17 protein-coding genes and 1 pseudogene are annotated in these 13,103 nt (G+C 42.6%); 17 read left to right on the top strand and 1 reads right to left on the bottom strand.

What is annotated here, in order from left to right:
- A partial coding sequence (locus tag CSV79_RS17485; protein WP_369824990.1) for a hypothetical protein occupies positions 1–96 on the bottom strand: 96 nt, incomplete at its 3' end.
- A gap of 192 nt (positions 97–288) precedes the next feature.
- Between CSV79_RS17485 and CSV79_RS14485 the strand changes: the two genes are divergently transcribed.
- From CSV79_RS14485 to CSV79_RS14410, 17 genes and pseudogenes are all read left to right on the top strand, one after another.
- Entirely contained in the window at positions 289–1,137 is an 849-nt protein-coding gene (locus CSV79_RS14485) for a DegV family protein (RefSeq protein ID WP_099689761.1), read from the top strand.
- A gap of 74 nt (positions 1,138–1,211) precedes the next feature.
- Complete coding sequence (locus CSV79_RS14480) at positions 1,212–2,522, top strand: ATP-dependent helicase ComFA (protein WP_099689760.1); 1,311 nt, start codon at positions 1,212–1,214, stop codon at positions 2,520–2,522.
- Entirely contained in the window at positions 2,519–3,133 is a 615-nt protein-coding gene (locus CSV79_RS14475; protein WP_099689759.1) for a ComF family protein, read from the top strand. The genes CSV79_RS14480 and CSV79_RS14475 overlap by 4 nt, the downstream gene beginning before the upstream one ends.
- A 5-nt stretch (positions 3,134–3,138) precedes the next feature.
- Positions 3,139–3,555, top strand: a complete 417-nt coding sequence (locus tag CSV79_RS14470) for a TIGR03826 family flagellar region protein (RefSeq protein WP_099689758.1) — start codon at positions 3,139–3,141, stop codon at positions 3,553–3,555.
- Between the two features lie 128 nt (positions 3,556–3,683).
- Positions 3,684–3,947, top strand: coding sequence for a flagellar biosynthesis anti-sigma factor FlgM (gene flgM, locus CSV79_RS14465; RefSeq protein ID WP_158232553.1), 264 nt, complete (start codon positions 3,684–3,686; stop codon positions 3,945–3,947).
- 21 nt (positions 3,948–3,968) lie between these two features.
- Positions 3,969–4,472, top strand: a complete 504-nt coding sequence (locus CSV79_RS14460) for a flagellar protein FlgN (protein WP_099689756.1) — start codon at positions 3,969–3,971, stop codon at positions 4,470–4,472.
- Positions 4,473–4,484: 12 nt separating this feature from the next.
- Positions 4,485–6,026: a flagellar hook-associated protein FlgK gene (gene flgK, locus CSV79_RS14455; RefSeq protein WP_099689755.1), complete on the top strand. Its 1,542-nt coding sequence runs from the start codon at positions 4,485–4,487 to the stop codon at positions 6,024–6,026.
- Between the two features lie 16 nt (positions 6,027–6,042).
- Positions 6,043–6,915, top strand: a complete 873-nt coding sequence (gene flgL, locus CSV79_RS14450) for a flagellar hook-associated protein FlgL (protein ID WP_099689754.1) — start codon at positions 6,043–6,045, stop codon at positions 6,913–6,915.
- Between the two features lie 21 nt (positions 6,916–6,936).
- Entirely contained in the window at positions 6,937–7,488 is a 552-nt protein-coding gene (locus CSV79_RS14445; RefSeq protein WP_099689753.1) for a DUF6470 family protein, read from the top strand.
- An 88-nt stretch (positions 7,489–7,576) separates the two neighbouring features.
- On the top strand, positions 7,577–8,023 hold the full coding sequence (fliW, locus tag CSV79_RS14440; RefSeq protein ID WP_099689752.1) for a flagellar assembly protein FliW: 447 nt from the start codon (positions 7,577–7,579) through the stop codon (positions 8,021–8,023).
- Position 8,024: 1 nt separating this feature from the next.
- Positions 8,025–8,240 carry a carbon storage regulator CsrA gene (gene csrA / locus CSV79_RS14435; protein WP_099689751.1) on the top strand — a complete coding sequence of 72 codons (216 nt, stop codon included), beginning with the start codon at positions 8,025–8,027 and terminating at the stop codon, positions 8,238–8,240.
- 198 nt (positions 8,241–8,438) lie between these two features.
- Complete coding sequence (locus tag CSV79_RS17370) at positions 8,439–9,935, top strand: flagellin N-terminal helical domain-containing protein (protein ID WP_099689750.1); 1,497 nt, start codon at positions 8,439–8,441, stop codon at positions 9,933–9,935.
- Positions 9,936–10,279: 344 nt separating this feature from the next.
- Positions 10,280–10,393: pseudogene (locus CSV79_RS14425) on the top strand (flagellin); the annotation flags it as partial.
- A 214-nt stretch (positions 10,394–10,607) separates the two neighbouring features.
- The gene (locus CSV79_RS16880) at positions 10,608–10,763 is read left to right on the top strand and encodes a hypothetical protein (protein ID WP_158232552.1); all 156 of its coding nucleotides are present in this window, start codon (positions 10,608–10,610) and stop codon (positions 10,761–10,763) included.
- Between the two features lie 111 nt (positions 10,764–10,874).
- Entirely contained in the window at positions 10,875–11,105 is a 231-nt protein-coding gene (locus tag CSV79_RS14420) for a hypothetical protein (protein WP_099689749.1), read from the top strand.
- Between the two features lie 186 nt (positions 11,106–11,291).
- Entirely contained in the window at positions 11,292–11,993 is a 702-nt protein-coding gene (locus CSV79_RS14415) for a gamma-glutamyl-gamma-aminobutyrate hydrolase family protein (protein WP_099689748.1), read from the top strand.
- 187 nt (positions 11,994–12,180) lie between these two features.
- A complete protein-coding gene (locus CSV79_RS14410; RefSeq protein ID WP_099689747.1) occupies positions 12,181–13,062 on the top strand; it encodes a choline kinase family protein in 882 nt (293 codons plus the stop codon).
- Positions 13,063–13,103 lie beyond the last annotated feature (41 nt).

Raw genomic sequence — 13,103 nt, 5'->3', positions numbered from 1 at the left:
AATTTCACTCTTGTCAATTCCGATAGATTGAGCGATCTCACCAAGACTTTCTTTACCTTCAACATATCGTTTAATAGCTTGAATCTTTTCTTCCACATCTATTTTCCCCACTTAAACCACATCCTTTTCATTTTGAATGTGTCCAAGTTTTGGGGTGCAGTTCAAAAGCGTCCACCCGGAACGGAAATCCCGGACACGACAACAAGTGCAACTTACTAGTTCAGCATCGATTTCACAGATGCCAATTCCATCGATTTCAGGTAGAATAGGGGGCAGGAGTTGATCATGTTGAAAACGGCGATTGTGACAGATAGCACGGCCTATGTGCCGGATGATATAAAAGCACAGCTCGGGATTTATACGATACCCTTGCTCGTAACAATTGACGGCCAATCATTCGCGGAAGAAGTCGACCTAACAACGGATGCATTTTATGAAAAGGTACGTGGCAAAGGTCCACTACCGAAAACATCGCAACCAGCCATTGGCGACTTTCAAGCACTATACGAAAACCTATCAAAAGACTACGACACCGTCATTTCGATTCACCTTTCAAGCGGCATCAGTGGTACATACATGGGCGCGATGCAAGCTATTGAAATGGTACCAGACATCGAAATTTTGCCATTCGACTCGGAAATTTCAGCCTTTCCCCAAGGCTTTTTCGTCATCCGTGCAGCGCAACTAGCGAACGAAGGTGTCGCTCCGCACGCAATACTTGAAGAGTTAGAAGAAATGAAGAAAACGATGAAAGCTTATTTCATGGTAGACGACTTATCCCATCTACAACGTGGCGGACGTTTATCAGGCGCGCAGGCTCTCGTCGGTGGCTTGTTACAAGTAAAGCCGATCCTGCATTTTGTAGAAAAAGTTATCGTACCTTTTGAGAAAATCCGTACATCGAAAAAAGCGATGAAGCGCATTGCAGATTTATTAGCAGAAGATGCGAAAGACCAGTTACTAGACGCAGTCGTCATTCACGGCAATCGCTACAACGAAGCAGTAGAGTGGAAAGAACTACTTGAGAAAAAACATCCGAACGTCGATTTCACGGTTAGCCATTTTGGCCCGGTCATCGGCACCCATCTTGGTGAAGGGGCCATGGGTCTCGGCTGGGTGAAACGGCGCGGGACATAAGGGAGGAATCCTCTATAGCCGAACACAACGAACTACAACAATTTTTAGCGGGCCGTATTTGGCTGCGCCGCGTCATGCCGTTCCCGACAGAATCTATCGATACAGCCATCAAAAATGGATGGATTCAAGTGATTGAAGGGGTGACAACGAAAACCACTTGGCACGGCAAGCATTATACGTGTAACCGCTGTTTTAATTCGAATCAAGTAACATTTACTACATTCGAGTGCGCGCAATGCGAAACGACATGTGCCTACTGTAGAAACTGTTTGAAAATGGGACGTGTTTCTCGTTGTTCAGAACTGCTCATTTGGACGGGACAAACACCCATTTATCCAACCAATCACTGTATGAACTGGCAAGGGAATCTAACACCATCCCAACAAAAGGCAACAAATGAATTACTCGACAGCACAAAACAAGGCATCCCGCACTTACTTTATGCGGTGTGCGGTTCTGGCAAGACAGAAATGTTGTTTCAGCCAATCCATTACTTATTAAATGAAGGCAAACGAGTCTGTCTAGCCGCACCCAGAGTAGATGTCATTTTGGAGTTACTGCCGCGATTGAAAACGGCCTTCCCGGATACAGTAGTCGAAGCATTGTACGGGGGTGCCGAAGTAGAGCGTTTTGATGCGCAATTAATTTTAGCGACTACGCATCAACTGTATCGGTTTCACCAAGCATTTGATGCGATTTTCGTAGACGAAGCAGATGCCTTTCCGTATACAGCGGATGAAACACTACAGCAAGCCGTAAAGAAAGCGGTTAAACCGAATGGCCCAATTCATTTCGTCACCGCCACACCTTCCGCTCAGCTACTTGCGATGAATAAAAAGCAAGGCAATATCTCCATACTCGCAAGGCGTTATCACGGACAACCATTACCTGAACCTCGTAACATCCCACTATGGAACTATGAGAAACAGCTGAAAAAGAAGAAAATCCCGAAAAAATTGCTAGGCTGGACGAAAGAACGTTTAGATAAACAGCAACCGTTCCTCATATTCTTTCATCAGATTGAATTAATGGAACTAGCGGAAACTCTCTTTCAACAACTAGATGAAAGAATTTGTGCGGTCCATGCCGAACATGAAAATCGTAAAGAACGTGTACAATTGCTTCGGGATAAAGTAATTCCTGGTCTGTTAACTACGACCATTCTCGAGCGTGGAATTACGATACCGAACGTACAAGTGGCAGTCGTCGGGGCAGAACAAACGATCTTCAACAAAGGTGCATTGATCCAAATCGGTGGCAGGGTAGGGCGTTCCGTACCGAATACTTCAGGTGACTTCGTATTATTCCATCAAGGCATTACAAGCGCAATGGACGAAGCGAAAAATGAAATCCGTAAGCTGAATAAAACAGAGGTACAGCTATGAACTGCCTACTTTGCGACAAACGACTAGACAATCAACCGACTTGGCAACAATTGCTAGGAATCGCAAAAATGCAATCAATCTGTACAGCGTGCTTTGACCTGTTCGAGCGAATCGACAGCGTAGAAGAGGATGAAATACTCGATTCTGTTCATTCGCTGTATGCATATAATGAACAAGCACGCGACTACTTGCATCAATTCAAATTTTTACAAGATATCGCACTCGCTACCGTGTTCGCAAGCGAGTTACGAATACTATTAAACGATCCGAAAAAGATGATTGTACCTATTCCGATGCACCCTATAAATAAAAGGAATCGCACGTTCGCGCAAGTGGAGGCCTTACTAAAAGCCGCAAATATTTCGTATCAAAGCTACTTACAAAAGACGACGGAATCAGTAATGGGTGAAAAAACACGCGCACAACGTCTCGAGATGACTGAACTATTTGAAGTGATAGACGATATACCAAATAAGGAGATAGTTTTTATACTCGTCGATGATATTTACACGACGGGCACTACTTTGCGTCATGCCGCACGCGCGCTTAAAAGTAAAGGCGCTAGGCGTGTGGAAGCTGTAACGTTATTCAGATCTAAAAGAGAGAAGTGATTGTAATGGCGGAAATAAGAATTTGTCCGACATGTGGAAATATTTTTAGTTTTACCGGGTTTAGGGATATATGTACTACCTGTACAGCCGATGAAGAAAAAAAATATGAAGAAGTCTACCATTTTTTACGCAAGCGTGAAAATCGTGCAGCGAATATCGAGCGAATTGTTGAAGTAACAGGGGTCACAGAAAGCCTTCTACATGAATGGGTACGTAAAGGTAGACTACAAACCACGATATTTCCAAACCTTGGCTATCCATGCGACAAATGTGGAGCGCTCACGACTACTGGAAAACTATGTGATACATGTACGGAAGAAATCAAGCATGAACTCAATATGCATGATGCTGCAATGGAATTACGTGAAGCGTTAGCAGCGGCAGAACGTGGCGCATACTATACACAAAAAAAATCTAAATGAGTGGAAGTAAAATGAGCAGTATGTCCTGCTCGTTTTTTTCTTGCCAAAGACTCTAAATATCTCTTGAAATCTGCCGAAATAAAGTATAGAACTTATCAATAGGCCTTTTTATGAAAGGAGCGAGACTGATGAAAGTAGGAGGATTCAAGACACCGCTAGTTAACCCGTACCGCAATCAACAAATGAAAGTCGATCAAACGAAGCAGTCGTATGAAATGAAAACTGACAAGCTAGAAATTTCATCGGAAGCGAAACAGTTATTAGCGGCATCTTCAGTTGAGACAGAACGTCAACAACGCGTGCAGCAACTAAAAGCGCAAGTGCAGTCCGGTGAATATCAAGTAGACGCGAAAACACTCGCTTCGAATATGCTGTCGTATTTCAATAAGTAATTATAGAAAGTAGGAATATTAATGTCCATTGAATCAATTTTGACAATGCTTAATCACCTAGAAAAACTGCATAAGAGCTTGCTCCGTCTGTCCAACGACAAGACCGAACTGCTGAAAAGCGGAGATATCGACGGGATTGACCAACTGTTGAAAGAGGAGCAAGCCCACTTGGCGGCTATTGTGCAAATGGATCAAAAACGCGTGCACGCGGTAAAGCAGTATATAACTGAACAAGGAAGTTCAGTACTTGCCGAACCAACGATGACACAACTAATTGAGCTAGCAAACGAACCGGACAAAGAACCGTTGGCAGAGGCGAGGGAACGTCTCCTGCATGCGATTCATGAGTTGAAACGGCAGAACGAACTCAACCAACAAATGACCTATCAATCGCTTCAATTTGTGAATCTATCGCTGGACATGATCCGTCCGCGTCCGGAAAACGTCAACTACACGAAAAACGAAGTACGAGGGCAGTCGCCAGGAGCTAAGCCAAAGCTCTCTTCATTCGACTCCCAAGCCTAAGGAGGCCACACTATGCGCTCGACATTCATGGGATTAGAAACTAGCAAACGCGGATTGTATACACAGCAATCCGCTCTTTATACGACAGGGCATAATATCGCGAATGCCAATACACCGGGTTACACGCGCCAACGTGTCAATATGCAGGCAACGTCCGGCTTTCCAGGGATAGGATTGAACGCTGGGACTCAACCGGGATTTTTAGGAACAGGTGTGGAAGCAGGGTCCATTCAACGGATTCGTGATTCATTTGTCGATTATCAATACCGCGGCGAAGCTAATAAGCTTGGTTACTGGGAATCGCGTTCAAAGGCCATTGCACATATGGAAGATGTGCTTGGAGAGCCTTCTGAATACGGCTTACAGCAATCAATTAGCGACTTCTGGCAATCCTTACAAACACTCGCGACGAATCCGGAAAATGGTGGGGCGCGTGCAGTTGTAGTGGAACGTGGTGTGGAGATATCCGACTCTTTCAACTATGTTCATAAATTACTATCCGAAATTAGAAACAATTACGCGGTTGAAATAGATTTTAGCGCAAATGATATTAACACTACGTTAAAGCAAATTAGTGAACTGAACCGTCAAATTGCAGACGTGGAACCGAATGGATTTTTGCCAAACGATCTTTATGATGCGCGCGACGGACTGCTAGATAAACTAGCAACGCACTTGCCCATTGAAGTCAGTTATGAAAAAACAGGTGGACGTGCTTTAGCCTTTTCTGAAGGTACAGTGACGATTCAAATTAAGACAACGGGTGCGCCAATCACGGTGCTGCAGAAATTGGAATACTCTACCCTTACAGTAGATGGTAAAGACACGGATGGAAATCTTCCGGAGCACATTACGGGATTCACATTCAATGGACCACCAGCAACGAATAGGGGGGATGGGAATTTACCAGTAGGCAATATGGTCAAAGACGGAGAACTGAGTTCCCATGTTGAATCATATGGTTATGTAGATGCTGGTACCCCTAAAGGTCTGTATACAGATATGTTAGTAAAGATCGATAAAATGGCGGCAGAATTTGCTACGGTATTCAATAAAATTCATACGTCTGGAACTGATTTACAAGGGCAGCAAGGAAAAGATTTCTTCATAGCTAAGACTGGAGGAACCATAACTGCCAGCTCAATTGGTATAAATGATATTCTGATAAAAAATCCAAATAAAGTAGCGGCTTCGACTTCTGAACCCGAAAGTGGTCCAGAAGTTGGGAATGGTGGGAATGCTAAAAAACTAGCGGATGCACTATTTAAAAAGTTACCTGGGTTAGGTGGTTCAAGCCTCCAAACTTACTACTCACAAGCAATCGGAGAACTTGGTGTAGCAGGCCAGCAAGCTGTGAAAATGACGGATAACACAGGCACACTTCTATTGGCGATTTCCAATCGACGCGATTCTATCATTTCCGTCTCATTAGATGAAGAAATGACTGATATGATCCGTTTTCAGCAAGCATATAACGCATCCGCTCGTATGATCACGGTAATGGATGAAGCTATCGATAAAATCGTCAACGGAATGGGTCTATCCGGCAGATAATTAAGGAGGAATTTCCATGCGCGTAACACAATCCATGCTTTCACAAAATATGCTGCGTAACTTGTCAGGTAGCTATATGAAAATGGGGAAACTTCAAGAACAATTAAACACGGGGAAAAAGGTTAACCGTCCATCTGATGATCCAGTCGTCGTCATGAAGGGTCTTGGCTTCGGCATGCAAGTAGCAAGAGTCGAACAGTTCCAGAAAAACTTAGGTGAAGTCAATAACTGGCTCGATAGTTCTGATGATGCGCTAGATGTTGTTGGACAAATCTTGCATAGAGCAAGAGAACTGTCCACGAATGCAGCCAATACTGGGGCGATGACGGAAAGTGACCGTGATATGATTAGAGTTGAACTAGGGCAATTGCAAGAGCAACTCCAAGAACTAGCAAATACTAAAGTTGGAGATAAGTATATATTCAGCGGGAAGATGACCGATCAACCGCTATACAATAAAACTTCAAAGACTTATGAAACAGGTCAATCTTTTAAAGAGAATGTATACATTGAAGTATATGATGGAGTAGAATTAAAAGTTAGTACAAATGCATCCAAAATGTTCAATGATATCAATGACTTATTTACTAAAATACAAAACGAAGGCGAAAGTTTCGATTTTGGAACAGCTATTGAAGGAATTGATGGATTAATGGGTGATGTCCTACAAAACCGTGCTGAAGTCGGTGCTCGTTCCAATCGTGCAGAACTCATGCATAATCGTCTTGTAATGCAAGAAGGTGCTGCGAAAAAGCAACGTTCCGAAAACGAAGACATTGATTATGAAAAAACGATAACGGATTTAATTACATCAGAGTCCATCCATCGTGCGACATTATCGGTCGGGGCACGTATTATCCAGCCTTCGTTAGTCGACTTCTTGCGGTAAAAAGTAAGGTAGGTGACCGTCGTGAACATTCCGCAACTTCAAATTCAGACCACACCAGCAAAAATAGGATTGCAAGTGACTAGACCAATTCAAGAAATCGAGCAACCGAGGGCAACGTTGAGCCTAGAGCAACCAGCGGCAATTCTTGAAATGTCTACCACACGCCCGCAACTATCACTCGACACAACAGAAAATCGTGCGGATGTAGATTTGAAAAGCGCATCCCGCCGCACAGCTGAAATTGCACAATATAGTAAGCAGAAAGTACAAGAAGGAACTGTCCGTCGGGCGCAAGAAGGTCAGCAACTGTTGAAAATCGAAAATGGTTCAACGATTGCGGATATCATCAAACAAAGTACCGATCGACCGATGGCAGAACTACAAGTAAAGTTCGTTGGCGACCCCACAAAAGTTAAAATAGACATTACCGCCGGATCCCTAGACATCAATGTAACCCCACAGAAACCAATAGTGGAATCGAAAATAAACAAACCAATCCATCATTACACGCCTGGAAAAGTTAATGTTGTAATGGAGCAGTATGGATCGATTGATATTGACTGGAAAGTTTAGAAAAGGACGGTGAGCGACCGTTCTTTTTATTTTGCCCAATGGTCCATACTGCCTTTGGTTAAGATACAAGAGAAGGAGAGAGTGATAGATGGTGAATACAGTAAAAGAAATTGAAACGAAATTCCACGATAAAGTGGAAGTCGATTTATCAAAAGCATGGCATTTCCCGAAAGGACTTCCGGGTTTTGAAGACGAAAAGGAATTTGTTTTGCTGCCAATTGGCGAGAACTTAGACTTACAAATACTGCAATCAACAAAACAAGCAGGCATCGCATTCGTTGTAGCGAGTCCTTATAACCTGGTCGATAGATATGATTTCACAATCGATGATCCAACAATTGATTTGCTTGAAATAGAAAAACAAGAAGATTTAATGGTGCTTGGTATCGTATGTATCAAAGAATCTTTAGAGGATTCCACCATTAACTTACAAGCGCCATTACTTTTCCATATAGAAAATAGAAAAGCGAAACAAATGATTCTGAATGACAATCGCTATGCAATCAAACATCCAATTGCCAAAGAGGTGAAATAATATGCTAGTGCTCTCACGTAAAGTAGGCGAAACTATCAAAATTGCAGACAATATAGAAGTAAAGATTCTAGAAGTCAAAGGCGACACCGTCCGAATAGGCATCGAAGCACCAAAATCTGTCGACATCTTAAGAGGCGAACTCGTCCAATCCATCACAGAATCGAACACCGAAGCACTAGCACTAGACATCAACTGGCTGTCTAAAGCAAAAGATTGAACAGTAACTAGGGTGCCACAACTTCTTCACATGTACATAGTGGGCAAAAAAACATTTAAAAAACACTAAAGACTCTAGTAACCTGTCCGATAGTAATAGTGTAAGCGGTAGAGAGAGTTCGGCCGGCTTTAGACACCGCCACAAAAAATAAGGGTCACATGGACGTGAACCTAACAAACACTCAAGGAGGAAATTAACATGATTATTAATCACAATATTACAGCGCTGAACACGCACCGTCAGTTGAGCAGTGCATTTGGTGCACAAAGTAAATCAATGGAGAAATTGGCTTCAGGTCTTCGTATTAACAAAGCCGGGGACGATGCAGCGGGTTTAGCAATCTCTGAGAAAATGCGTAGTCAGATTCGTGGTTTGGATCAAGCTTCAGCTAATGCTCAAGATGGTATTTCTATGATTGCAACTGCTGAGGGTGCTTTAAATGAAACACATGATATTCTACAACGTATGCGTGAATTGGCAACACAATCATCTAACGGTACAATTACTAATGACGACCGTAAAGCGATTCAAGATGAAGTTAAGCAGTTAAAAGAAGAAGTTGACCGAATTGGTAATACTACTGAATTCAATACGCAAAAGTTATTAAGTGGTAATTTAAAATCTGCAGGTGGGGCAACTGTTGGACAAAATACAACATCTGGAGCAATAGTAGCAACGCAAACTGCTGGAAAATTATCTGGAGCAATAACAAATGCATCAGCATTTACAAAAGAAACAATTACTGTAGATGGTGCATCTATAGATGTCGATTGGCAGGACCTGACAAGTGAAGAACAAAACATCCTTAAAAATGCAGCTACTGATGCCAATACTAAGCAAGCAGCTGCTGAATTAATTGGACAAAAGATTAATGAAGCTATAGATGCTTCTGGTTTAAATGTTGCACACGTTAATGCTTACAGTGATGGGACTAATTTAGTTATTGAAAGTGGTACTACTGGCACAAAATCCAAAGTTGATGATGGAGGTGGTCTATTAAATACTATGACTGCAACTGCAACTGGTACTGCTGGAACTAGTACTTATAATGGAACAACTATTGCTGATGCTTCTACATTTAAAATGGATATAAACGGAGTAACTATGGAAGTTACTGCAGGTGGAACTGGAGCTTACGCTAATGGTGAAGATATGTCAGATGTAGCAACACAGTTACAAACAGATTTAAACACAGCAATCGCTGCAGCGAACTTAACTTCAGGTGCAACTACCTCCGCAGATGCGGGATTTATTAAAGACGTTGTTGTAAAGGCAACTGAAGATGGTAAATTTGAAATTAATAGCGAATCTGGACCAGTCAAGTTCTTAGACACACCAGGGAGTACATCTGTTAAAGATTTAGGTTTAAGCCAAGCTCAAACAGATGCTTCTGGTAACGGTGGAATGACATTCCAAATTGGTGCTAACAAAGGACAAACTATCACTTTGGGTGTTAACGATATGCGTTCAGCTGCTTTAGGTATTGCTGGAATTGATGTTTCTTCTCAAGCAGGTGCTTCAAATGCCCTTGAAAGTTTAGATAAAGCAATTAAAACAGTTTCATCTGAACGTTCAAAACTAGGTGCTGTTCAAAACCGTCTTGAGCACACAATCAACAACTTAAACACATCTTCTGAAAACCTAACTGCTGCGGAATCTCGTATCCGTGACGTTGATTATGCTTTAGCTGCTTAAGCAGTGACAAGCACAGTCGTCCTAGCTGGTAACGGCTAGTGAGTATGATCGGGTGAATTGCTGGAAAGTCCTTAGAGCTTTTCTTGCCACAACGTAGTTGGAAACGACAAGCGTGATGGTTTGAAAAAAGAAAAGATTGGGCAATCAGCAGCGAAGCTCCTGTCTCGAAAGAGTGGAGAACGTTCAACGACTAGGATAGACCATCTAACGCCTTGCTAAGATGATGAAATCCATAGGTGAAACAATGTCCATCAGCATTGTGAATCCGAAGCGCCCGACCCCTACTAAGAGATTAGAGGGTGAAGATATAGTCTAGTCATTTATGAAAGTAAATGTTTCGCACGATGGCGAAAGAAATGATGGAACAAACGAAGAATTCAATCCTTTCACAAGCGGCACAAGCAATGTTGGCTCAAGCGCAGCAAACCCCACAAGGAGTATTACAACTTCTTCGGTAATGTTGTGAACGGGCGTCTAACTTGGTAACGGGTTAGATCATAACTGGGTGAATTGCTGGAACCTCCTTAGAGCTCTTCTGCCACAGCGGAACTGGAAACGGTAAACGCGAAGGTTTGAAAAAGAAGAGATTGGACAATCAGCAGCGAAGCCCCTGTCGGGAAACCGTGGGGAACGTTCAACGACTAGGATATACCGTCTAAGGCACTAGCTGCAATGACGATGAAATCCGTAGGACAAGCAACACGTCCGAAGCGCCCAGCCCCTATCGAGGAATCGAAGGGTGAAGATATAGTCTATCCTATGATCGAAAGACATAGCAGCGAGCAAGCTAATCAGCAACCGCAAGGCGTTCTACAACTACTACGTTAATAGGACCCTTTATATATCAAAAAGGGACTTCTCTAGGGAAGTCTCTTTTTGGGGTTCTATATTATATACAAATGAAAGTGTACTAGCAATAAATCTAAGGGGCGATGCCAGATGAATACTAACGCTGAAGGGGAAATAGAACTTCTCAAAGAACAATTAGAAAAGGTTAAGCAACAGGACCGAATACTTGAAGAGATTGAAAATAGACTGCATAAAATGAAAGATATCGCTACGTATGCAACGGATCATCGTCTGTCTGCACAAGAGCGTAACCAACTTAATAAACAAATGCAGGAGCATCAGGCTGCTATTAAATCAGTAGAAAATTATTTAACTAAGTGAGTTATACAGCCATCCCCAAGTAACTTTCCACAAATCCGATAATATACTATATAGTATCCTTCCATAGTGTTACACCACCTACAAGAATGTTTGTTCATATTATACATTGTGTGCTAGCTACTTGTCGCTGCTGAGCATCTTAGTTTTAAATACAGCTAGAGTATTATCAAAAGGAGAGGGAAGTGGATGAAGCCGTTAATTGGGGTTACGTCAGATGTAGATAGGAACGGAGGTACGCTAGTCCATTCCAGATACATTCGAGCGATTCGACGAGCTGGTGGCGTACCGTTCGTCTTACCTATAGGAATGGACGGAATCGGGGAGATTTGCAGTCGTTTGGATGGTTTGCTGTTGATTGGGGGAGACGATGTGGATCCCTTTTTGTATGGTGAAGAGCCGCATCAGAAGCTTGGGAAGGTCATACCAGGGCGGGATGAGATGGAAATCGCGCTGGTCAAGGGTATGATAGATCAGGATAAACCCGTTCTTGGGATATGTCGTGGTCATCAGCTGTTGAATGTCGCATTCGGTGGAACGATTTATCAGGATATTTATGCGCAGTTGTCAGGTAATTTACTTCAGCATCTTCAAGTGACAGATTTGAGGTTTGCGACTCATTCTGTTGATATTGTACCGGATAGCAAACTTGCACAAATCGCTGGGACTTTGGAAATGCGTGTGAATTCTTTGCATCATCAAGCGGTGAAAGAAGTTAAATCACCACTTGTTGTTACAGCGGTGGCGAAGGATGGTGTGATTGAGGCGTTGGAAAGTACAGCGCATCGTTTTGTAGTAGGGGTTCAATGGCATCCTGAGGCATTGGTGGGTGGACAGGAACTTGTTACGCTTAAGTTATTTGATCGCTTTATTGAAGCGGCAACTGATTAACTGTATGACGCTGGACGTTAGCGAAATAAATAATTGAACAACCCCTCCGTCGCCATGTCGGAGGGGTTACGTTTATAGAATTTGCTTTACCGAAACAATGGCGCGTTCCAGCAGTATGTTCTGGAACCGTGCCTATTAGCTACCGTTTCCTATATTTTTAGTATGCTATAAACAATACTAAGGTATAATGGAGAAAGTTATAGAACAATTAAATATATTCAATAATATGAAAAATAGAGGTGCGAAAAAAGTGTTTCTAATCGAAGAACTAACATATATCAAAAGACTTGGCGGTCTTACCAACCTAAACTTCCTCGTTGCACACAAAGGGAAAAAATACGTCTTACGTTTCCCGGCGCATGAGTTTGAAGACATTATTAACCGCCAAAATGAAAAAGCAAACCAGCAAATTGCGGCTGAAATTGGGGTGACAGTCGGCAATGTGGTGTTTACCGATGAAGGTATTAAAATGACTCCGTATTACGACGCAGCGGCTCATTTAACGCGGGATCTGATTGCGACTGCGGAATATTTGGAGAAAGTTGCGGGTGTGTTGTCTACGCTTCATTCGTCGAAAAGGGAATTTATTAATCGTTTTAATTATTGGGAAGAGGTTGAGAAGTATAAAGCTGCGTTAACTGAAATCCCTTCGTCCTATGTGTTGTTGGAGGAGCGGGTGAGGAAGTTGATGCAAGGGGAGCGGCAGGACTATGTGCCGTGTCATATAGATTCGGTGACGACTAATTTTATTCAAAATGATGCCAAGCAGTTGCTGTTGATCGACTGGGAGTACAGTGCGAATTATTTGCCAGAGTGGGATTTGGCGGCGTTTGTTTTGGAACGTGAGTTAAGTGAGGAGCAAGAGCAAATGTTACTTGATTATTACGGTTTGCCAGCTTCTTCGAAAAAGTCACTTGATTTACAAAAGCTGAAGTCAGACTTTCTCTGGTCGTTATGGTCACTCGTTAAAGAAAAGGAAGATTCTTCGTTTGAAGAGTATACAGCGAAGCGGACAGGGCGCCTAATCGAGAATTTAGATAAGTATTATCGTGTGTATGGGCATGAGTAACTGCATTTTTAGTGAATAGAACAAACCCTCCGTCAGAGTGT

It is taken from the genome of Sporosarcina sp. P13, from assembly GCF_002743055.1.
Classification (GTDB): Bacteria; Bacillota; Bacilli; order Bacillales_A; family Planococcaceae; genus Sporosarcina.
Note: the sequence above shows the minus strand (reverse complement) of the source record. Positions and strands in the feature narration are given on the sequence as shown.